This window comes from Silanimonas sp. (assembly GCF_027531545.1).
Taxonomy (GTDB): domain Bacteria; phylum Pseudomonadota; class Gammaproteobacteria; order Xanthomonadales; family Xanthomonadaceae; genus Silanimonas.
The window spans coordinates 35877-55579 of sequence record NZ_JAPZSC010000058.1; the positions used below are offsets into that span (position 1 = coordinate 35877).

The 19703-nt window shown below is 67.8% G+C and carries 20 protein-coding genes and 1 tRNA gene; 16 read left to right on the forward strand and 5 right to left on the reverse strand.

Annotated elements, in window-relative coordinates:
• The first annotated feature begins 2 nt into the window (after positions 1–2).
• On the forward strand, positions 3–2288 hold the full coding sequence (clpA, locus tag O9280_RS16580) for an ATP-dependent Clp protease ATP-binding subunit ClpA (RefSeq protein ID WP_297866351.1): 2286 nt from the start codon (positions 3–5) through the stop codon (positions 2286–2288).
• Between the two features lie 78 nt (positions 2289–2366).
• Here clpA and infA read toward each other — a convergent pair whose 3' ends face one another.
• The 4 genes from infA to trxB all read right to left on the reverse strand — a co-directional run bounded on the left by infA (position 2367) and on the right by trxB (position 5519).
• Entirely contained in the window at positions 2367–2585 is a 219-nt protein-coding gene (gene infA / locus O9280_RS16585; protein WP_028769496.1) for a translation initiation factor IF-1, read from the reverse strand.
• A 116-nt stretch (positions 2586–2701) separates the two neighbouring features.
• The gene (aat, locus tag O9280_RS16590) at positions 2702–3427 is read right to left on the reverse strand and encodes a leucyl/phenylalanyl-tRNA--protein transferase (protein ID WP_343228774.1); all 726 of its coding nucleotides are present in this window, start codon (positions 3425–3427) and stop codon (positions 2702–2704) included.
• Positions 3424–4548: a GNAT family N-acetyltransferase gene (locus tag O9280_RS16595; RefSeq protein WP_298345391.1), complete on the reverse strand. Its 1125-nt coding sequence runs from the start codon at positions 4546–4548 to the stop codon at positions 3424–3426. The genes aat and O9280_RS16595 overlap by 4 nt, the downstream gene beginning before the upstream one ends.
• Before the next feature lie 17 nt (positions 4549–4565).
• Complete coding sequence (gene trxB, locus O9280_RS16600) at positions 4566–5519, reverse strand: thioredoxin-disulfide reductase (protein WP_298345394.1); 954 nt, start codon at positions 5517–5519, stop codon at positions 4566–4568.
• Between the two features lie 184 nt (positions 5520–5703).
• Here trxB and ald point away from each other — a divergent pair, with 184 nt between their 5' ends.
• The 12 genes from ald to O9280_RS16660 all read left to right on the forward strand — a co-directional run bounded on the left by ald (position 5704) and on the right by O9280_RS16660 (position 16170).
• The gene (gene ald / locus O9280_RS16605) at positions 5704–6771 is read left to right on the forward strand and encodes an alanine dehydrogenase (RefSeq protein WP_298345396.1); all 1068 of its coding nucleotides are present in this window, start codon (positions 5704–5706) and stop codon (positions 6769–6771) included.
• Positions 6772–6826: 55 nt separating this feature from the next.
• The gene (locus O9280_RS16610; RefSeq protein WP_298345482.1) at positions 6827–9139 is read left to right on the forward strand and encodes a DNA translocase FtsK; all 2313 of its coding nucleotides are present in this window, start codon (positions 6827–6829) and stop codon (positions 9137–9139) included.
• A 64-nt stretch (positions 9140–9203) separates the two neighbouring features.
• Positions 9204–9869 carry an outer membrane lipoprotein chaperone LolA gene (gene lolA, locus O9280_RS16615; protein WP_298345399.1) on the forward strand — a complete coding sequence of 222 codons (666 nt, stop codon included), beginning with the start codon at positions 9204–9206 and terminating at the stop codon, positions 9867–9869.
• A gap of 20 nt (positions 9870–9889) precedes the next feature.
• Positions 9890–11185: a replication-associated recombination protein A gene (locus O9280_RS16620; protein WP_298345485.1), complete on the forward strand. Its 1296-nt coding sequence runs from the start codon at positions 9890–9892 to the stop codon at positions 11183–11185.
• Positions 11182–11589, forward strand: a complete 408-nt coding sequence (locus O9280_RS16625) for a CrcB family protein (protein WP_298345401.1) — start codon at positions 11182–11184, stop codon at positions 11587–11589. Before O9280_RS16620 ends, O9280_RS16625 begins: the two co-directional genes overlap by 4 nt.
• Before the next feature lie 84 nt (positions 11590–11673).
• Positions 11674–12951 carry a serine--tRNA ligase gene (gene serS / locus O9280_RS16630; protein WP_298345404.1) on the forward strand — a complete coding sequence of 426 codons (1278 nt, stop codon included), beginning with the start codon at positions 11674–11676 and terminating at the stop codon, positions 12949–12951.
• 10 nt (positions 12952–12961) lie between these two features.
• Positions 12962–13888: a LysR family transcriptional regulator gene (locus O9280_RS16635; RefSeq protein ID WP_298345407.1), complete on the forward strand. Its 927-nt coding sequence runs from the start codon at positions 12962–12964 to the stop codon at positions 13886–13888.
• A gap of 51 nt (positions 13889–13939) precedes the next feature.
• Positions 13940–14029 (forward strand) — tRNA-Ser (locus O9280_RS16640).
• 352 nt (positions 14030–14381) lie between these two features.
• Complete coding sequence (locus tag O9280_RS16645) at positions 14382–14714, forward strand: hypothetical protein (RefSeq protein ID WP_298345409.1); 333 nt, start codon at positions 14382–14384, stop codon at positions 14712–14714.
• Between the two features lie 63 nt (positions 14715–14777).
• Positions 14778–15440, forward strand: a complete 663-nt coding sequence (locus O9280_RS16650; protein WP_298345412.1) for a hypothetical protein — start codon at positions 14778–14780, stop codon at positions 15438–15440.
• A 27-nt stretch (positions 15441–15467) separates the two neighbouring features.
• A complete protein-coding gene (locus O9280_RS16655) occupies positions 15468–15791 on the forward strand; it encodes a heavy-metal-associated domain-containing protein (RefSeq protein ID WP_298345415.1) in 324 nt (107 codons plus the stop codon).
• 49 nt (positions 15792–15840) lie between these two features.
• Positions 15841–16170, forward strand: a complete 330-nt coding sequence (locus O9280_RS16660; RefSeq protein WP_298345418.1) for a hypothetical protein — start codon at positions 15841–15843, stop codon at positions 16168–16170.
• A gap of 50 nt (positions 16171–16220) precedes the next feature.
• Here O9280_RS16660 and O9280_RS16665 read toward each other — a convergent pair whose 3' ends face one another.
• Complete coding sequence (locus O9280_RS16665; RefSeq protein WP_298345421.1) at positions 16221–16415, reverse strand: heavy metal-associated domain-containing protein; 195 nt, start codon at positions 16413–16415, stop codon at positions 16221–16223.
• 141 nt (positions 16416–16556) lie between these two features.
• On the opposite strand from O9280_RS16665, the gene O9280_RS16670 reads away from it, so the two are divergent.
• From O9280_RS16670 to O9280_RS16680, 3 genes are read left to right on the forward strand one after another with little or no spacing between them, the layout of a single operon-like run.
• On the forward strand, positions 16557–18761 hold the full coding sequence (locus O9280_RS16670) for a heavy metal translocating P-type ATPase (protein ID WP_298345424.1): 2205 nt from the start codon (positions 16557–16559) through the stop codon (positions 18759–18761).
• Positions 18758–19201 carry a Cu(I)-responsive transcriptional regulator gene (gene cueR, locus O9280_RS16675; RefSeq protein ID WP_298345427.1) on the forward strand — a complete coding sequence of 148 codons (444 nt, stop codon included), beginning with the start codon at positions 18758–18760 and terminating at the stop codon, positions 19199–19201. The genes O9280_RS16670 and cueR overlap by 4 nt, the downstream gene beginning before the upstream one ends.
• Positions 19202–19226: 25 nt before the next feature.
• Positions 19227–19643 (forward strand): CopL family metal-binding regulatory protein, encoded by a 417-nt coding sequence (locus O9280_RS16680; RefSeq protein WP_298345430.1) that lies wholly within the window; start codon positions 19227–19229, stop codon positions 19641–19643.
• Positions 19644–19703: the final 60 nt, after the last annotated feature.

A 19703-nucleotide genomic window follows, 5' to 3' on the forward strand; every position in this document is an offset into this window, starting at 1 on the left:
GAATGTTCAGCAAAGATCTCGAATTCACCATCGGCCAGTGCTACAAGCAGGCCCGCGAAGCCCGGCATGAGTTCATGACGGTCGAGCACCTGCTGTTGGCACTCCTCGACAACGCGTCGGCCGTGCAGGTGCTGAAGGCCTGCGGCTCCGACAACGGTCGCCTCGGGCAGGACCTGCGCAACGTCATCGCCGAGACGGTGCCGATCCTCCCGGAGGACGACACCCGCGACACGCAGCCGACGCTGGGCTTCCAGCGCGTGCTGCAGCGCGCCGTCTACCACGTGCAGAGCAGCGGCCGGAAGGAAGTGACCGGTGCCAACGTGCTGGTGGCGATCTTCGGCGAGAAGGACAGCCACGCGGTCTACCACCTGCAGCAGCAGGACGTGACCCGGCTCGACGTCGTCAACTATATCTCGCACGGCGTCGCCAAGAGCGGCGAGTCGACCGACGCCAAGCCGGCCGATGCGCCGAAGTCGGAAGGCGAGACGGGCGAGGATGGCCAGCCGAAGCAGAATCCGCTCGAGGAATTCGCGGCCAACCTCAACCAGCTGGCCCGCGAGGGCAAGATCGACCCGCTCATCGGCCGCGAGGCGGAGATCGAGCGCACGATCCAGGTGCTGTGCCGTCGCCGCAAGAACAACCCGCTCTACGTCGGCGAGGCTGGCGTGGGCAAGACCGCGCTGGCCGAAGGCCTGGCGTGGCGCATCGTCGAGGGCGACGTGCCGGACGTGCTGAAGGACGCCACGGTCTACTCGCTCGACCTCGGCGCGCTGGTCGCCGGCACCAAGTACCGCGGTGACTTCGAGAAGCGCTTGAAGGCTGTGGTCAACCAGATCAAGAAAGAGCCGAACGCCATCCTCTTCATCGACGAGATCCACACCATCATCGGTGCGGGTTCGGCGTCGGGCGGCACCATGGATGCGTCGAACCTCATCAAGCCGGCCCTGCAGACCGGCGAGCTGCGCTGCATCGGCTCGACCACCTTCCAGGAATACCGTGGCGTCTTCGAGAAGGATCGCGCGCTGGCGCGTCGCTTCCAGAAGATCGATGTCGTCGAGCCGACGGTCGCCGAGGCGGTGGCCATCCTCAACGGCCTGAAGGGCAAGTTCGAACTGCACCACGACGTGACCTACAGCGCCGATGCGCTGCAGGCGGCCGTGGACCTGTCGGTGAAGCACATCGGCGACCGCCTGCTGCCGGACAAGGCCATCGACGTGATCGACGAGGCCGGTGCCCGCCAGCGCCTGATGTCGGAAGACAAGCGCAAGCGCCTGATCGACGTCGAGGAGGTCGAACTCATCGTCGCGAAGATGGCGCGCATCCCGCCGAAGCAGGTGAGCGCTTCGGACAAGGACGTGCTGAAGAACCTCGAGCGCAACCTGAAGATGGTGATCTTCGGGCAGGACTCGTCCATCGAATCGCTGGTGTCGTCGATCAAGCTCGCGCGCTCCGGCCTCGGTAATCCCGACAAGCCGATCGGCAACTTCCTGTTCGCCGGCCCGACCGGCGTCGGCAAGACCGAGGTCACGCGCCAGCTCGCCATGCAGCTGGGCATCGAACTGGTCCGCTTCGACATGTCGGAGTACATGGAGCCGCATTCCGTGAGCCGCCTCATCGGCGCGCCCCCGGGCTACGTCGGCTTCGACCAGGGCGGCCTGCTCACCGAGAAGATCGTCAAGACGCCGCACTGCGTGCTGCTGCTGGACGAAATCGAGAAGGCGCATCCGGATGTGTTCAACATCCTGCTGCAGGTCATGGACCGCGGCATCCTGACGGACACGAACGGCCGCGAGGCGAACTTCCGCAACGTCATCATCGTGATGACGACGAACGCCGGTGCCGCCCAGGCCGCGCGCCGCACCATCGGTTTCGTCGAGCAGAACCACAGCACCGATGCGATGGAAGTGATCCGCAAGGCGTTCACGCCGGAGTTCCGCAACCGCCTCGACGCCGTCGTGCAGTTCGGCGCGCTCGGTTTCGAACACATCCTGCGCGTCGTCGACAAGTTCCTGATCGAACTCGAGGCGCAGCTGCAGGAGAAGCACGTGGCCATGTCGGCGACGCCGGAAGCGCGGCAGTGGCTGGCCGAGCACGGCTTCGACCCGCAGATGGGCGCGCGCCCGATGGCGCGCCTGCTCCAGGACAAGATCAAGCGTCCGTTGGCCGACGAACTGCTGTTCGGCAAGCTGGTGAACGGCGGCAAGGTCGAGGTGGGTGTGCGCGACGGCCAGCTCACGGTCGAAGCCTTCGCCGAGCCGGAGAAGCTGCTTCCCGCCACCGTGGAGTGAGGCCCGGACTTCCGGGTCTCGAAACGAAAAACGGCAGCCGAGGCTGCCGTTTTTCTTGGCATGGAGCGCGCGCGGCGCTTACTTCATGCGGTAGGTGATACGACCCTTGGTGAGGTCGTAGGGCGTCATTTCGACCTTGACCTTGTCACCCGTCAGGATCCGGATGTAGTTCTTGCGCATGCGGCCCGAGATGTGAGCCGTGATGACGTGGCCGTTTTCGAGCTTCACGCGGAACATGGTGTTCGGCAGCGTTTCGGTCACGGTGCCTTCGAACTCGATGGAATCGTCTTTTGACATGCAGCGGGCTTCTGGCCTTGGCGGTCTGGGGCGGGAAAGGGGGTGAATCGAAGGCGCGGAGTGTGCCACGCCGGGCCGGCGCTTGCAAAAATCCGGTTAAGCGGGTCGGGCGGGGTTCAGTCCGCCAGCTGGCGGGCCGGGTAGGGCGTGCCCGCCCAGTCGAGGCTCGGCGCGCCCGAGGCGGTGCGGGCGAGGAAGGTCGAGAGGAACCGCGCCCGGGGCCAGACCTCGCCGCCCATGAAGCGCAGGTGCGGGTTCTCGATCTGGGCGTCGAACAGCGGCCAGCCCAGCTCGCCGAGGCGTCGGCCGAGGGCCGCGAGCGCCATTTTCGAGCCGCCGCTCTCGAGGCTGACCATGCTCTCGGCGTGGAAACCGGTGCCGACAGACACGCCATACAGCCCGCCGACCAGCCGTTCACCGTCCCAGACCTCGACGCTGTGCGCATGCCCGAGCCGGTGCAGCTGGCCGTAGGCACGCTGCATCGCTGGCGTGATCCAGGTGCCGTCCTGGCCGGGCCGGGGCGCGCTGGCGCAGGCGGCGATCACGCGATCGAAGGCGGTGTTGAACCGAACCTCCCATGGGCTGCGGCGCAGTTCGCGTCGGAAGCGCGTCGAAAGCCGCACGCCCTCGCTGCGGAACACGAGGCGCTCCGACGGCGACCACCACAGGATGGGCTGGCCCTCGCTGAACCACGGGAACATCCCGGCGGCATAGGCATTCACCAGTCGCACGGGTGACAGGTCGCCACCGATGCACACCAGGCCATCGGGATCGTCGAGGGCGAGTTCGGCGGGCGGGAAGGGCGAGGCGGGGTCGGGCCCCAGCAGCAGGGGGCGCGTCATGGCGAGCGGAAGGGCGAGTGCGCCGCCAGCGACTCGCGATAGCGCCGCGTGGCCTCGCGCTCGGCCGCGCACCAGCGCTTCAGCGCGTCATGGAAGCGTGGTTCGGCCAGCCAGTGCCGGCTGCGCGTGCGCGTGGGCAGGAAGCCGCGGGCGATTTTGTGTTCGCCTTGGGCGCCGGGCTCGAACCGGTCGAGCCCATGCTCGATGCAGTAGGCGATGCCCTGGTGGTAGCAAGCCTCGAAATGCAGGCCCGGCACATCGACCATGGCCCCCCAGTAGCGGCCGTAGAGCGTGTCGTCCGAGCGCAGGCACAGTGCGCCGGCGATCGCCTCGCCCTCGCGCTCGGCGAGGATCAGCACCACCGCATCGGGCAGGGCCTCGCACAGGTGCTGGAAGAAGGCCTCCGTCATCGCCGCGTGGTTCCACTTCTCGGCGAATGTCTGCACGTAGAAGCGGTGCATCGCGGCCATCGGTTCACCGCGGGCGGCTCGGCCGTCCAGCACGCGGAGGCGCACGCCGGCCTCGCACACCTTGCGGCGATCCGCCTTCAGGTTCTTGCGGCGCTTGTGGTCGAGGGCGCCGAGGAAGTCATCGAAAGTGCGCCACGACGGATCGCGCGTCCAATGGAACTGCACGTCCTCGCGAGCGAGCCAGCTCGCGTCGAAGGCATCGAGATCGGCGGCATCGAGGAAATTCGAGTGCAGCGAATGCAGGCCGAGCGCCGGTGCCGCCTCGCGCATGGCCTCCAGCAGCGTCCGCTTCGAACCATCGTCAACCGACAGCAGGCGCGGCCCGGTGACGGGTGAGTAGGGCACGCCGATCAGCCACTTCGGGTAGTAGTCGAGGCCGTACTGCGCGTAGGCGTTCGCCCAGGCGTGGTCGAACACGAACTCGCCGTGCGAGTTTCCTTTCGCGTAGGCCGGTGCGGCGGCGAGCAGGGCGTCGCCCTCCCACAATGCCGCGTGCAAAGGCGTCCAACCGTACTCGGGGTCGAGGCAGCCATGCGCCTCGAGCCCCGCGAGGAAGGCGTGTGAGGTGAACGGGTGGCCGCCGCGGTTCAGCGCGTCCCACGTCGATGCGGGGATCTCGTCGAGCCGGCGATGGAGGCGGAGCTCGGGCATCGCCGGCCGCGCCGCGCTTACTCGTGCTTGTCGAGGAACTTGTCGGCGTCGAGGGCCGCCATGCAGCCCGAGCCGGCCGAAGTGATGGCCTGGCGGTAGACGTGGTCGGCCACGTCGCCAGCGGCGAACACGCCCGGGATGCTGGTGCCGGTGGCGCCGCCGTCGAGGCCAGACTTCACCTTGATGTAGCCGTCGCGCATGTCGAGCTGGCCGTCGAACAGCGAGGTGTTCGGGCTGTGGCCGATGGCGACGAAGAAGCCGGTGACGGCGATCTCGCGCGTGCTGTCGTCCTTGACCGAGCGCAGGCGCGCGCCGGTGACGCCAGATTCGTCGCCCAGCACCTCGTCGACGGCGTGGTTCCACACCAGCTCGATCTTGCCGGCCGCGGCTTTGGCGAACAGCTTGTCTTGCAGGATCTTCTCGGCGCGCAGCGTGTCGCGGCGGTGCACGAGGTAGACCTTGTTGGCGATGTTGGAGAGGTAGAGCGCTTCCTCGACCGCGGTGTTGCCGCCGCCGATCACCGCGACGTCCTGTCCGCGGAAGAAGAAGCCATCGCAGGTGGCGCAGGCGGAGACGCCGCGGCCCTTGAAGGCCTCTTCGGACGGGATGCCGAGGTACTTGGCGCTGGCGCCGGTGGCGATGATCAGCGCGTCGCAGGTGTATTCGCCGCTGTCGCCCTTCAGGCGGAACGGTCGCGAACCCAACTCCGCCGTATGGATGTGGTCGAAAACGATTTCAGTCTCGAAGCGCTCGGCGTGCGCCTGCATGCGCGCCATCAGGTCCGGGCCCATCAGGCCGTGCGCGTCGCCTGGCCAGTTGTCGACTTCCGTCGTCGTCATCAGCTGGCCGCCCTGCTGCAGGCCCGTCACCAGCACCGGCTTCAGGTTGGCGCGCGCGGCGTACACGGCAGCCGTGTAGCCGGCGGGGCCGGAGCCGAGGATGAGGAGGCGGGAATGCTTGGTGGCGGTCATGTCGTTATACTTTCGCGGCTTCGTGGCGGTGTGCGGCGCAACAAAGGCGCGGCATGCGGGCTGCAAAGCTTGGGGGCCGAGGCCCTTCAAATCAAGGTTGCATCGACGTTGCTTCCAAGCCGCCTCACGGCGGCTTCATTCGTTCAACGCGCGCGTCCCGCGCCGCCCCCTGGAGCCCAGCACCATGCGTATCGGTATCCCCCGCGAAACCAAGACCCTCGAAGGCCGCGTGGCCCTCGTGCCCGCCGCCTGCGCCGACCTCGTGCGCCGTGGCCATGAGGTGTGGATCGAGAAGGACGCGGGCATCAAAAGCGGCTTCAGCGACGACGAGTACACCGCGCTTGGCGTCAAGATCGCCGCCGACGCGGCCGCGCTCTACGAGAAGGCCGAACTCGTGGTGAAGGTGAAGGAGCCGATCGAAGGCGACCTCAAGCACCTGCGCAAGGACCACCTTCTGTTCTGCTACCTGCACCTCGCCGCCGAGCCGGTGCTGACGCGCAAGCTGCTCGACATCGGCCTGACCGGCGTCGCGTTCGAGACGGTGGAGCTCGACAACGGCGACCTGCCGCTGCTGACCCCGATGTCGATCGTCGCCGGCCGCATCGCCGTGCAGGTGGGTGCGCATTACCTGCACCAGCCGATGGGTGGCAAGGGCAAGCTGCTGGGCGGCCTGCCGTCCACCGAGCGCGGCAAGGTCGTGGTGCTCGGCGCCGGCGCCGCCGGCGGCAACTCGGCCGCGCTGGCCGCATCGAGCGGTGCGAACGTGGTGGTGTTCGAGAAGCGCCAGGACCGCATGGCGCAGATGATGGCGCTCGGCCCGAACGTCACCGCGCTGTATCCCTACGAGGACGCCGTCGCCCGCGAACTGCGCGACGCCGACCTGGTCATCGGTGCCGTGCTGGTCACCGGCGCCAAGGCCCCCCACGTCGTCTCCCGCGAGATGATCAAGGGCATGCAGAAGGGCAGCGTGCTGGTCGACATCTCGGTGGACCAGGGCGGCTGCTTCGAGACCACCCGCCCGACCACGTGGAAGGAGCCGACCTACGTCGAGGAGGGCGTCATCCATTTCGCCGTGACGAACATGCCGGGTGCCGTGCCGCAGACCTCCTCGCAGGCGATCTGCGCGGCGATCCTGCCGTGGGTGCAGAAGCTGGCCTCCGGCACCTGGCGCGACAACACCGCCCTGGTCCGTGGCATCAACGTCGAGGGTGGCCAGATCGTGCACCCCGCGCTGAAGGACATGGCGGTCTGAGCCCCGCGCGCTACACTCCCTGCGGCAAGTTCGCGCAGGGAGTGGATGCGTGCTGATGCAGGGCGTGGAGGGCAGGGCACTGGACCGCAAACAGAAGCTGTGGCGCGAAGTGGCGCTGGTGGTTGCCGCGCCGGCCCTGCTTTACCTGTTCGCCAGCCTGGTCAGCTACTCCTCGGCCGATCCCGGCTGGTCCCGGACCGGCAGCGTGGCCGGCGAGATCCAGAATTTCGGCGGCCCCGCCGGCGCCTACATCGCGGATTTCGCCTTCGGCCTGTTCGGCTGGATGGCCTACACCCTGCCCCTGATCCTCGGGGGCATCACTTGGGTGGCTCTGTTCGGGATGGACAGCGACGGCGACGGCCAGGTCGATCTCGGCCCGGCCCTGCGCCTCGTGGGCATCGTCGGCGTACTCGTCGCCGGCACCGGCCTCATGCAGCTCTGGTTCGGCGCGTCCTCGGCCTTGCCGACCACCTCCTCAGGGGGCGTGCTCGGCGAGCTGGTCGGCCGGTCCGTCACTGTCGTGTTCGGGTTGGCCGGCGGCCATCTGCTGCTGCTTGCACTGGTGCTGGTGTCGATCACGCTGGCCACGGGGATGTCGTGGTTCGCCGTGATGGAGTGGATCGGCGCCCGCATCCTCGGTCTGTTCGAGCGCGCCAAGGCCGGCCGCGAGCAGGCCGCGGAATGGCAGCGAACCCGCGTGATGCGCGAGGAACGCGAGGAAGTCCGCAAGGTCGAGACGCAGAAGCGTGCCAAGCGCGAGCCGGTCCACATCGAGGCCCCGGCCCCGGCCGTCGTGGAGAAGAGCGAGCGGGCCAAGCGCGAGCAGCAGATCCCGCTGTTCAACGCCGTGCCGGAAGGCGGCCTGCCGCCGCTTTCGCTCCTCGACGAGCCCAAGGTGCAGGAGCGCGGCTACAGCGAGGAAACGCTGGAAACGCTCTCGCGCCAGATCGAATTCAAGCTCAAGGACTTCCGCATCGACGTGCAGGTGGTCGGCGCCTATCCGGGCCCGGTCATCACCCGCTTCGAGATGGAGCCGGCGCCCGGCGTCAAGGGCAGCCAGATCAATTCGCTCGACAAGGACATCGCCCGCGGTCTCTCGGTGAAGTCGGTGCGCGTGGTCGACGTGATCCCCGGCAAGTCGGTGGTCGGCCTCGAAATCCCGAACACCAAGCGCGAGATGATCTTCCTCTCGGAGATGCTGCGCTCGAAGGAGTACGACAAGTCGCCGAGCCCGCTTACGCTGGCGCTCGGCAAGGACATCGCTGGCCGGCCCACGGTGGCCGATCTCGCGCGCATGCCGCACCTGCTCGTCGCCGGCACCACCGGCTCGGGCAAGTCGGTGGCGGTCAACGCGATGGTGCTCTCGCTGCTCTACAAGGCCTCCGCCAAGGACGTGCGGATGCTGATGATCGACCCGAAGATGCTGGAGCTCTCGGTCTACCAGGGCATCCCGCACCTGCTGGCGCCGGTCGTCACCGACATGAAGGAAGCGGCGAACGGCCTGCGCTGGTGCGTGGCCGAGATGGAGCGCCGCTACAAGCTGATGAGCGCCGTCGGCGTGCGCAACCTGGCGGGCTTCAACCGCAAGGTGAAGGACGCCCGCGACGCCGGCCAGCCGCTGATGGACCCGCTGTTCAAGCCGAACCCGGAGCTCGGCGAGCAGCCGCGCCCGTTGGAGGAGCTGCCCTACATCGTCGTCTTCATCGACGAATTCGCCGACATGATGATGATTGTCGGGAAGAAGGTCGAAGAACTCATCGCCCGTCTGGCGCAGAAAGCCCGCGCCGCCGGTATCCACCTGATCCTCGCCACCCAGCGCCCGTCGGTCGACGTCATCACCGGCCTGATCAAGGCCAACATCCCGACCCGCATCGCGTTCCAGGTCAGCTCGAAGATCGACTCGCGCACGATCCTCGACCAGTCCGGCGCGGAAACGCTGCTCGGCCACGGCGACATGCTCTACCTGCCGCCGGGCACGGCGCTGCCGGAGCGCGTGCACGGCGCCTTCGTCAGCGACGAGGAAGTGCATCGCGTCGTCGAGTTCCTGAAGCAGCATGGCGGTGGCGCGGATTACGTCGAGGGCGTGCTGGCCGAGGTGCAGACGCTGGGCGACGGCACCGTGGTCGGCGCCAGCGGCCTGCCGGAGGCCGCCAGCAGCGACGACAGCGAGAACGATCCGCTCTACGACCAGGCCGTTGTCTTCGTCACCGAGAGCCGAAAGGCCTCGATTTCGTCGGTGCAGCGGCGCCTGAAGATCGGCTACAACCGCGCCGCGCGCCTCGTCGAAGCCATGGAGCACGCCGGCATCGTCTCGCCGGCCGAGCACAACGGCGACCGCATGGTGATCGCGCCGCCTCCGCCGCGGTGACGCCTCCGTTCAGTCGCGACGCCGGACACTTCCCGGCGTCCTTTCCGGCCCGAATCGCCTTCCGATGACGACCCCGACCCTGTTCCGCACCGCCATCGTCGCCCTGATGCTTGCGCCCGCCCTGGCCGCGGCCAGCGCTGGGCGCGAGGCGATCACCCGCTTCTCCACCGACCTGCGCAGCCTCGATGGCCGCTTCGCGCAGCAGGTGTTCGACGCCAACGGCACCGCCACCGACCGCAGCGAAGGCCGCATCTCGCTGAAGGCGCCGCGCCAGTTCCGCTGGGAGTACCAGCAGCCGTACCCGCAGTTGATCGTCGCCGATGGCGACCACCTATGGCTGTACGACCCGGACCTCGAGCAGGTGACGGTGCGCGTGCAGAGCTACGAGGAGCAGTCGAGCCCGCTCGCCGCGCTGATCGATCCTGGCGAGCTCGATCGCCAATTCGTCGTGAGCGAAGGCGGGCGGTCTGAAGGTTTGACATGGGTCGATCTGAAGGCGCGCAAGCCGGAAGACTCGGCCGTGCAGGCGGCGAAGCTCGGCTTCAGCGCCGACGGCCTTGCGAGCATGGTGTTCGAGGACCAGCTCGGCCAGCGCACCGAAGTGCGCTTCAGCCAGTGGAAGCGCAATGGCGCTCTGCCGGCCGACCTGTTCCGCTTCACCCCGCCCGAGGGCGTGGACGTGGTGGGCGAGACCCGCGACAGCGCCGAAGTGCGCCCGCTGCAGGAGTGAGCGCGCCGCTCGCCGAGCGCATGCGGCCGCGCGACCTCGACGAGGTCGTGGGCCAGCGCCGGCTGCTGGATCCGAAGGCGGCCCTGCGTCGCGCACTCGACGCTGGGCGCGTGCACTCGATGATCCTCTGGGGGCCGCCGGGCTGCGGCAAGACCACGCTCGCGCGCCTCGTCGCAGCGCAAAGCAGCGCGCGCTTCCATTCGATCTCGGCGGTGATGAGCGGCTTGCCCGAGGTGCGCAAGGTGCTCGCCGAGGCGGCCGAAGCCTTCGCGCGAGGCGAGCGCACGGTGCTGTTCGTCGACGAGGTGCACCGCTTCAACAAGACGCAGCAGGACGCCTTCCTGCCGCACATCGAGGCCGGCCATATCGTCTTCGTCGGTGCGACGACCGAGAACCCGAGCTTCGAACTGAACTCCGCGCTGCTTTCGCGCTGCCGCGTGCACGTGCTCGAAGCGGTATCCGCCGCGGACATCGCCGAGGCCCTCCACCGCGCGCTGCTCGACCCGGTGCGCGGCCTTGGCACGCTGGGCCTCGGCGTGGACGACGACACCCTCGCCACCATTGCCCAGGCCGCGGACGGCGACGTGCGCCGGGCGCTGACCCTGCTGGAGATCGCCGCGGAGATCGCCGAGGGCGGACGCATCGACGCGGCCACGCTGTCGCAGGTGCTGGCCGATCGCACGCGCCGCTTCGACAAGCAGGGCGAGCAGTTCTACGACCAGATCTCCGCCCTGCACAAGTCCGTGCGCAGCTCCGACCCCGACGCGGCGATCTACTGGCTGGCCCGGATGCTCGATGGCGGCTGCGATCCGGCCTACCTCGCACGCCGGCTCACGCGCATGGCTGTCGAGGACATCGGCCTCGCCGATCCGCGTGCGCTCGACATGGCCATCGCCGCCTGGGAAACCTTCGACCGCCTCGGTGCGCCGGAAGGCGAACTGGCGCTGGCACAACTCACGCTGTATCTCGCCAGCTGCGCCAAGAGCAACGCCGGCTACGTCGCGTGGAAGGCCGCCAAGGCCGACGTGGCGAAGCACGGCACGCTTGAGGTGCCGATGCCACTGCGCAATGCACCGACCGCGCTGATGAAGGGTCTGGGCTATGGGCAGGGCTACCAGTACGACCCGGACGTGGCCGGCGGCGTGGCCCTCGACCAGGTCTGCCTGCCAGAGGCACTCGAAGGGCGTGTGTACTACCAGCCGGTCGCCCGAGGGATGGAGATCAAGCTGAAAGAGAAGCTCGACAGCCTGCGCGAAGCGCGCGCGGCGGCCCGTGCCGGGCGTGGTGCGAAGGCGCGCGGGGGCGAGGGCGCATGAACCCCACGCACCTCGCGCTGGCGATGCTGGGCGGCGCGCTGGGCGCCGGATTGCGCTACTGGCTGGGCGCCTCGCTGCTTCAGAAGTTCGGCGACGGCCTGCCTTGGGGCACCTTGGCCGCGAACCTTGGCGGCAGTTTCCTCGCCGGCCTGCTGTTCGCAGTGCTGGCAGGGCGCGGTTCGCTCGGTGATGCCCTGAGGGCCCTGCTGATCGTCGGGCTGATGGGTGGGCTCACCACGTATTCGGCCCTGATGCTGGAACTGATGGCATTCCATCGCGGTGGCCATCCGGAGCGCGCGCTGGGCTACCTCGCCCTGACCTTGGCCGCGGGCTTGGCCCTCGTATGGCTGGGCCTGCGCCTTGGCGAGGCCCTTCGCGGCCCGATGCCCTCGTCGCTGGGCTGACGGGTGTTGCGGGCGACGCCTGCCATGGCGTGGTGGCTGGGGCGCAAGCGATAATCCGCCTCCTGTTCCCGCGAGACCCCCTCGATGCTTGACCCGAACCTGCTGCGCGCCGAGCTGGCCGCCACCGCCGAGCGCCTGAAGACCACGCGCGGCTTCGCCATCGACGTCGAGGCCTTGCAGTCGATCGAAGCCGAGCGCAAGCAGATCCAGGTGCGCACGCAGGAACTGCAGAACCTGCGCAACACCCGCAGCAAGGCCATCGGCATGGCCAAGGCGAAGGGTGAAGACGTGGCGCCGCTGATGGCCGAAGTCGCGGCCATCGGCGACGAGCTCAAGACGTCCGAAGCGCGCCTCGAGGCGATCAAGGCCGAGATCGATGCGATCGCCGCCGGCATCCCGAACCTGCCCGACGCGTCCGTGCCCTTCGGCACCGACGAGGGCGGCAACGTCGAGCAGCACCGCTGGGGCACGCCGCGCGCGTTCGACTTCGCGGTGAAGGACCACGTCGAACTCGGCGCCCGTGACGGCATGCTCGACGGCGAGGCCGGCGCCAAGCTCAGCGGTTCGCGCTTCACCGTGCTGCGCGGCGGCGTCGCCCGCCTGCACCGCGCGCTGGCCCAGTTCATGCTCGACCTGCACACCGGCGAGCACGGCTGCCTCGAAGTGAACGTCCCATTGATCGTCAACGCCGACAGCATGCGCGGCACCGGCCAGCTGCCGAAGTTCGAGGAGGACCTGTTCTCGACCACGGTGGGCGAGGGCAAGCGCTACCTGATCCCGACCTCGGAAGTCTCGCTGACCAACCTCGTCCGCGACGAGATCGTCGACGCGGCCCAGCTGCCGATGCGCCTCACCGCCCACTCGATGTGCTTCCGTGCCGAAGCCGGCAGCGGCGGCCGCGACGTGCGCGGCATGATCCGCCAGCACCAGTTCGAGAAGGTCGAGCTGGTCACGCTCGCCACGCCCGAGCAGAGCGCCGATGAGCACGAGCGCATGACCCGCAACGCCGAGGTGGTGCTGGAGAAGCTCGGCCTGTCTTATCGCCGCATGCTGCTGTGCACGGGCGACATGGGCTTCTCGGCCATCAAGACCTACGACCTCGAGGTCTGGTTGCCGAGCCAGAACACCTACCGCGAGATCAGCTCCTGCTCGAACTGCGGTGATTTCCAGGCCCGCCGCATGCAGGCGCGCTTCCGCAATCCGGCCACCGGCAAACCCGAGCTGCTGCACACGCTCAATGGTTCCGGCGTGGCCGTCGGCCGTGCGCTGATCGCGGTGATGGAGAACCACCAGAACGCCGACGGCAGCATCACCGTGCCCGAGGCCCTGCGCCCCTACCTCGGCGGCGCCGAGCGAATCTGAGCAATCCCCGATGAGTAGCGGCGAACTCGACCTCAACGACCTGAAGCTGTTCGCCCTCGTCGTCGAGCATGGCGGCTATGCCGCCGCCGAGCGCGCCTCCGGCGTGCCGAAGTCCCGGCTGTCGCGGCGCATCGCCCAGCTCGAGGAGGATTTCGGCGTCCGCCTGATCCAGCGCTCGACGCGCAAGTTCGCGGTCACCGAGGTCGGCCAGAACGTCTTCAAGCACGCGCAGTCGATGCTGGCGCAAGCACAGGCCGCGCAGGAGGCGGTGCAGGTGCTCAGCGCCGAGCCGCGCGGCGTCGTGCGCGTGAGTTGCCCGGTCTCGCTGTCGCAGCGCCTGCTCTCGCGCGTGGTGCCGGGTTTCCTGATCAAGCATCCGAAGGTGCGCCTGCAGGTGCACGTGGCGAACCGCCGCGTCGACGTGATCGAGGAAGGCTTCGACGTCGCCCTGCGCGTGCGCACCAAGCTGGATACCGACGGCGACCTCGCGATGCGCCGCTTCGGCGAATTCCGCGAGCTGCTGGTCGCCAGCCCGATCTACCTCGCCCGCCATGGCCGCCCCATCGATCCGGAAGCCCTCGCGGACCACGTCACGCTGAGCATGAGCGAGGACGATGCGCGGCAGGTCTGGGAACTGCACGGCCCGAACGGCGAGACCCGCAAGGTCGAGATCAAGCCGCGCTTGATGGCGCTCGACTTCCCGCTGCTGCAGGAAGCCGCGATGGCCGGCATCGGCATCGCCCTGATGCCCGAGGCCGCCTGCGTCGATGCCGTGCGCGCCGGGCGCCTCGAAGTGGTGATGCCGGCCTGGAGCCTGGAGCAGGGCATCTTCCACGCCGTGTTTCCCTCGCGACGCGGCCAGCTGCCGGCGGTGCGCGCCTTCATCGACCACATGGTCGAGGAGTTTCCGCGCCTGATGGGCGAGGCGAGGCTGTAACGCAGGTTGCGGCTGCGGCCCAGGAAGGCCGCGGCTACAATGCCCGCACCCGGAGAGATGGCCGAGTGGTTTAAGGCAGCGGTCTTGAAAACCGCCGAAGGGTAAAACCTTCCGTGGGTTCGAATCCCACTCTCTCCGCCACAAGAATAATAAAATCAATAACTTAATTTGATCTTTCCGGTTGGCTTTGCCATAGCCTCTACCATCCCGGGATTGCTTGAAGATTGATGCCGGCGGGCGGCCCCAACTGTGGTCGCTTGTGAGCCCTTGTGAGCGATTGTGAGGTTTGGAGAGGCGCGTGGGCCGGTAAGGAGGGTTGGCAGGGATAAATGCATTTTTCACCCACAATCGGCGTAAGGCTCTGATTTGGAGGGCGTTATCTGTCAGCGATGCTTGAAGACGCTCAGCGTCGGCCGAGCCGCCAGGCCCCGCATCAAGTCCGTCTTGAACCACGTTGATCGCCCGTCTACGTCACTCGCAAGATCATTGCGTCATGTACCAGCGTCTCGTCATCTTCGCGTGCCTGCTCGCCCTGATTCTGAGTCAGGTCGTGGCTTCGGCCGCGCCATTGGCGGAAATGACCTTGGAGGGCCTTGCCACCCCGGAAGCCCACTGCGCCGCGATGGCGGAGAACGTCGAGCAACCAGACGGCTCTACGTCTGAGCCTTGCACCTCGGCTTGCGAGGCGGCGTGCGCCGCCCCGGTTCTCGCGACCCTCACTAAGCCCAGGCTCACGTGCGGATCTCGCGCCGCACTCGTGGCTTCCAAACCAGCGGCCCTCGGCAGCCTCGCCAGTATCGTCGAACAGCGGCCTCCGATCGCCTAACTCCATTGGCCCCGCTGCGAACGCAGCGGCCCTGCCCTCCCGGGCTTCTGATGGAGTTTCTCGATGTCTTTTTCTTTGCGGATGCTGGCCGTCACGGCCAGCGCCTTCTTCTGCGCGTCTGCAGCGCAGGCTCGGCCTGTCGGATACGCCGATGGGCACATGTTGATGGTTGATGCCAACGAAGACGTTCAGCAGGTGGCGTACACGTACAGCCCCAGCTTCCGTTGGTCCGTATCGGGTGGTCATGCCCGGATGGAAAGCCTTGAGGGCGTCTCGGGGACCACGAGTGTGACTTTCGTGCGTGCTTCGAGGCTCCTGCAACGATGGAATCTGCCCAGCGCACAAGGCAACGCCTTCGTCTGGGCCGGCGTCGGCAACGCCCGATACGCGGGCCCCGCCGCCGGCCTTGGCAATGACGTCTGGCATGCCGGTCTCCAGCTCGACTTCGAGACGCGGCGGATCTATACAGCACTCGTTTCGGAGTACTTCGCCGCCGAAGGCTGGCACCTCCGCAGTGACGTGGCGTCGTTTGGCGTCGCGCCGTATGAGCACGACATGGACCGAATGGCCACTTGGATCGTGCTGAAGGCGAAACGCACCTCGGGCATGCGGATGGACGAGGTCAATCGCGAGCTCGCCCTGCGGTTCTTCACCTCGACGTGGTGGATCGATGCCGGTATCGACCAAGACGGGCGTCCTGCCCTGAACCTGATGTTCAACTTCTAAATCCTTCCCAATCTTCTGGAGAATCCAATGAAGCGTTTCGCACTGTCCCTGATGCTCACCATCGCCGCCGGCACCGCCTCCGCCACCACGCTGAAGATGGAGGTGAATGGTCTCGTCTGCGCCTTCTGCGCCAACGGAATCACGCAGGCATTCACGAAGAAGCCTGAAGTCGCGGCCGTCCATGTCAGTCTGGAAGACCGCCTCGTCGCCATCGGACTGAAGGAGGGGCAGGATCTTTCTGATGCGGCGGTGACCGAATCGCTGAAGGAGGCCGGCTACACCGTGGTCTCTATCGAGCGCACAGAGCAGTCGGTCGCGGACATCAAGGCCGAGGTCGAACGTGGCGGGTGAGGCGCTGAGACCCCTGCGCACCACAGCGTGGGGCGCTACGGGCGCACTGTTGACCAGCATCGGAACACTGGTGTGCTGCGTGCTGCCCGCGGTCATGGTCAGCATCGGCGCGGGCGCCGCTCTGGCTGGCCTGGTTTCGGCCGCTCCCCAGCTGATCTGGCTGTCAGAGCAGAAAGAATGGGTGTTTGGCGCCGCAACCGCAGCACTCGCAGTTTCGGGCGCGCTGCTCTGGAATGCCCGGCGCCTGCCGTGTCCCGCGGATCGAGCGAAAGCCGAGGTGTGCGCAAGCCTTCGCCGCTGGTCCCATCGGATCTATGGCGCAGCAGTGGTCCTCACGCTGATCGGCGCCGTGTTCGCCTTCGGTCTGCCCTTGCTTTGACCCTGGGCCCCGGGGCGTTTCGCCCCGGGGCTTTGGCGCATGATCCTCGTTCAATCAACGGTTCGGGCCTCGTACCCGGCGGCGCGTATCGCCTCGGCCAGAACGCGCGGGTCGGTATCGTCACTGCGGACCTCGCGCGTGGCGAGGTCGATGTCGATTTGATGGCCAGGAAGCGCCTTGTCGAACGCCGTCCGCAGCGTCTTGACGCAATGGCCGCAGGTCATTTGAGGGACATGGAAGCGCATGGTGAGGGCCTCTGGGTGGACTGAAAGCAGCGTGACCCTTCCCTTGGTGGGAAGGTCAAGTTCGGCGGTCTTTGGGGGGGGGCTTGACCTTCCCATCATGGCAAGGCGGAGCCTAGGCTCCGACCGATGCGGAGAACGCCCATGCCGAACGCTTTTTCGACTCCATCATCCCTGACCCTTGAGGTCGAGGGGATGACGTGTGCGTCCTGCGTGGGTCGTGTCGAATCCGCGCTCGCCAAAGTGCCTGGCGTAACCGAAGCCAGCGTAAACCTCGCAACGGATACCGCTCGTGTCGAGGGCACGATTTCCGACGCGGAGGCGCTCTTGCGCGCTATCGAACGCGCTGGGTACACCGGTCGCGTCCGATCCGGGGTCGCCCCTCGGCCAGTGGACACGACCTCGTCGATGCTGCGTTGGCAATTGCTTGTCGCCAGCGCACTGACCTTGCCGCTGGTCGCGCCGATGCTGCTGATGCCCTTCGGCGTCCACGCCATGCTCCCCGGCGTCTGGCAGTGGGCGCTCGCCACACCCGTGCAGTTCTGGATCGGGGCGCGCTACTACCGCGGCGCCTGGTCAGCGGTTCGCTCCGGCAGCGCCAACATGGACGTGCTGGTCGCGCTGGGCACCACGGCAGGTTATGGCTTGAGCGTCTGGCACCTGATCGATCCAAGAGCCGGATCGGGCGCGGCGCTCTACTTCGAAGCGTCGGCGGCGATCATCACTCTCGTGCTTCTGGGTAAATGGATGGAAGCTCGCGCGAAACGCGATGCGTCGGCCGCCATCCGGGCACTTCAGGACTTGCGACCCGCATTGGCCTGCCTTGTGCAGGATGACGGCACCGAGGTGACGTGGCCGATCGAACGAGTACGTGCGGGTGATCGACTGGTGGTTCGGCCCGGTGAACGCATTCCGGTCGATGGCGATCTCCTCGATGGGGAAACGCACGTCGACGAATCGATGCTGACGGGCGAGCCTTTGCCCGTCGTCAAGCTCGTCGGCGATCGGGTGACCGGCGGTTCGATAAACGGTGAAGGACGGCTGACCCTGGTGGCTCGGGCATCTGCAGCCGAGGGCACGCTCGCCCGAATCGTTCGTCTCGTCGAGGACGCCCAGCTTCGTAAGCCACCGATCCAGCGTTTGGTAGACCGGATCAGCGCCATCTTCGTGCCCGCCGTGGTGCTGATGGCTGTCGGAACTCTGATGGGCTGGGGCTTGGTCACCGGCGACTGGGAGCGTGCGCTGATCACCAGCGTGGCGGTGCTGGTGATCGCCTGTCCGTGCGCGTTGGGTCTGGCAACGCCTACGGCGATCATGGCGGGCACCGGTCTGGCCGCCCGGGCAGGCATTTTGGTGCGCGACGCGGTGGCCTTGGAAGCAGCGCGCGATGTCCGCGTCGTCGCGTTCGACAAGACCGGCACCCTGACCGAAGGCCGCCCACGCTTGGCCGGCTTCTATCCGGCGGCCGGACCTCGCAGCGAGGCGCTGGCGCTCGCCGCAGCCGTGCAGCAGGGCAGCGAGCACCCGTTGGCGAAAGCGGTGGTCACGGCGGCGAAGGCCGAGGGGCTGGCCATTGGGAGCCCCGAGCAGGTGAAAGCCATCCCCGGCCGTGGCGTTGAGGCCGTGGTTGGCGGGGCGACGTACGCCCTGGGCAGCGGTCGGTGGATGGACGAGCTCGGCGTTGATCGCCAGCCCCTCATCGATGGCGCCGACGCGGCTGCGGCTCAGGGCATGAGCGTGTCGTGGTTGGCCGACGTCAGCGAAACAGAGCGTCGCCTTGTCGCGCTGATGGTGTTCGGCGATGCCCTTCGCCCGGAAGCCGTCGAGGCGATCGCGCTGCTGAAGGCCGACGGCATCCGCCCCGTGCTCGTCACGGGGGATCACGCCTTGGCAGCGGCCCACGTGGCGCAGGCGGTCGGCATCGCTGCCGAGGACGTGCATGCCGGCGTGCTGCCGGAAGGCAAAGCGACCGTGGTCGCGGACCTCGCCCGGCATGGCTCGGTCGCCATGGTGGGCGACGGCATCAACGACGCGCCGGCGCTGGCCGCGGCGCGGGTCGGCATGGCGATGGGATCGGGCACCGACGTCGCCATGGAGACGGCGGGGATCACCCTGATGCGCGGCGACCCGCGCCTGGTGACCGACGCGCTGGATTTGTCGCGACGCACGGTCCGCAAGATGCGCCAGAACCTGTTCTGGGCGTTCGTCTACAACGCCGTCGGCATTCCGTTGGCCGCCGCCGGCCTGCTCAATCCAATCGTGGCCGCCGCCGCAATGGCACTGTCTAGCGTCAGCGTGGTCGGCAATACACTACTGCTCAAGCGCTGGACCCCGAGGAGCGAACGATGACGCGGCGAGCCGATCGACTCGTCCCCGTGCCGAGTGGACCCCACACCATCGGGGAGGCGGCGGCGGCGTCCGGCGTGTCGGCCAAGATGATCCGGCACTACGAGGCGATGGGGCTGATACCGGCCGCGGCGCGCACGGACAGCAACTACCGCCTCTACGCGAACGCGGACGTGCATCGGCTCCGCTTCATCAAGCGCGCCCGGCTGCTGGGGTTCTCGATGAAGCAGATCGAGGTCCTGCTCGGGCTGTGGGCGGACCCAGGGCGCAGCAGTCGCGAGGTCAAGACCTTGGCCCTCGCGCACGCCGACGAGCTCGAGGCGCGAATCCGCGAGATGGCGGCGATGCGCGACACGCTGCTGGATTTGGCCCGGAACTGCCGCGGCGACAGCCGCCCGGACTGCCCAATCCTGGCCGACCTGGCTCAGCCGGGTGGCGCTTAACGTATGCCGATGTAGACTTGGGCCCATGTCACCCGTCCGCACCCTGCTGCACCTGCTCCTCGCTGTGATCCTCGTGATCAACGGCGTTGCTGGCGTGGCCATGGCGGCGGGCATGGCTGGCCACGGGGCACCTGCGGATGCTCCGGCGGCTCTGGCATCCGAAACCCATGGCGGCTGCCACGACAGCGTCGCCGCAGCCCCAGCAGAAGCGGCAGACCATCACTCCAGTGCCGCCACCGACTGCTGCGAGGACGGGCGCTGCGCTTGCGCCTGCATCCACCACGGCACCGTCGTGCTGGCCTCCGTCCCGCCGGTGGTGGTGGTGGCCGTTTGGCCGCCGGTGGCGGCACTCGATGTGACCGCGGCGTCCAGCGCGCCGCGCTCCCCCGGCCTCCGACCACCGATCGCACCGATCCTCCTGAGCGGGCGCCAAGCCCGCTGAACGCCCCTGCCTGTCGTCGGACAGGCGGATGACGCGGCTCTCTTGCCGCTGAGTTCCGGA

What these genes read in the sequence shown, in the direction of transcription:
- clpA (WP_297866351.1), top strand. Translation starts at nt 3, where the DNA reads ATGTTCAGCAAAGATCTCGAATTCACCATCGGCCAGTGCTACAAGCAG.
- infA (WP_028769496.1), bottom strand. Translation starts at nt 2,585, where the DNA reads ATGTCAAAAGACGATTCCATCGAGTTCGAAGGCACCGTGACCGAAACG.
- aat (WP_343228774.1), bottom strand. Translation starts at nt 3,427, where the DNA reads ATGACGCGCCCCCTGCTGCTGGGGCCCGACCCCGCCTCGCCCTTCCCG.
- O9280_RS16595 (WP_298345391.1), bottom strand. Translation starts at nt 4,548, where the DNA reads ATGCCCGAGCTCCGCCTCCATCGCCGGCTCGACGAGATCCCCGCATCG.
- trxB (WP_298345394.1), bottom strand. Translation starts at nt 5,519, where the DNA reads ATGACCGCCACCAAGCATTCCCGCCTCCTCATCCTCGGCTCCGGCCCC.
- ald (WP_298345396.1), top strand. Translation starts at nt 5,704, where the DNA reads ATGCGTATCGGTATCCCCCGCGAAACCAAGACCCTCGAAGGCCGCGTG.
- O9280_RS16610 (WP_298345482.1), top strand. Translation starts at nt 6,827, where the DNA reads ATGCAGGGCGTGGAGGGCAGGGCACTGGACCGCAAACAGAAGCTGTGG.
- lolA (WP_298345399.1), top strand. Translation starts at nt 9,204, where the DNA reads ATGACGACCCCGACCCTGTTCCGCACCGCCATCGTCGCCCTGATGCTT.
- O9280_RS16620 (WP_298345485.1), top strand. Translation starts at nt 9,890, where the DNA reads ATGCGGCCGCGCGACCTCGACGAGGTCGTGGGCCAGCGCCGGCTGCTG.
- O9280_RS16625 (WP_298345401.1), top strand. Translation starts at nt 11,182, where the DNA reads ATGAACCCCACGCACCTCGCGCTGGCGATGCTGGGCGGCGCGCTGGGC.
- serS (WP_298345404.1), top strand. Translation starts at nt 11,674, where the DNA reads ATGCTTGACCCGAACCTGCTGCGCGCCGAGCTGGCCGCCACCGCCGAG.
- O9280_RS16635 (WP_298345407.1), top strand. Translation starts at nt 12,962, where the DNA reads ATGAGTAGCGGCGAACTCGACCTCAACGACCTGAAGCTGTTCGCCCTC.
- O9280_RS16645 (WP_298345409.1), top strand. Translation starts at nt 14,382, where the DNA reads ATGTACCAGCGTCTCGTCATCTTCGCGTGCCTGCTCGCCCTGATTCTG.
- O9280_RS16650 (WP_298345412.1), top strand. Translation starts at nt 14,778, where the DNA reads ATGTCTTTTTCTTTGCGGATGCTGGCCGTCACGGCCAGCGCCTTCTTC.
- O9280_RS16655 (WP_298345415.1), top strand. Translation starts at nt 15,468, where the DNA reads ATGAAGCGTTTCGCACTGTCCCTGATGCTCACCATCGCCGCCGGCACC.
- O9280_RS16665 (WP_298345421.1), bottom strand. Translation starts at nt 16,415, where the DNA reads ATGCGCTTCCATGTCCCTCAAATGACCTGCGGCCATTGCGTCAAGACG.
- O9280_RS16670 (WP_298345424.1), top strand. Translation starts at nt 16,557, where the DNA reads ATGCCGAACGCTTTTTCGACTCCATCATCCCTGACCCTTGAGGTCGAG.
- cueR (WP_298345427.1), top strand. Translation starts at nt 18,758, where the DNA reads ATGACGCGGCGAGCCGATCGACTCGTCCCCGTGCCGAGTGGACCCCAC.
- O9280_RS16680 (WP_298345430.1), top strand. Translation starts at nt 19,227, where the DNA reads ATGTCACCCGTCCGCACCCTGCTGCACCTGCTCCTCGCTGTGATCCTC.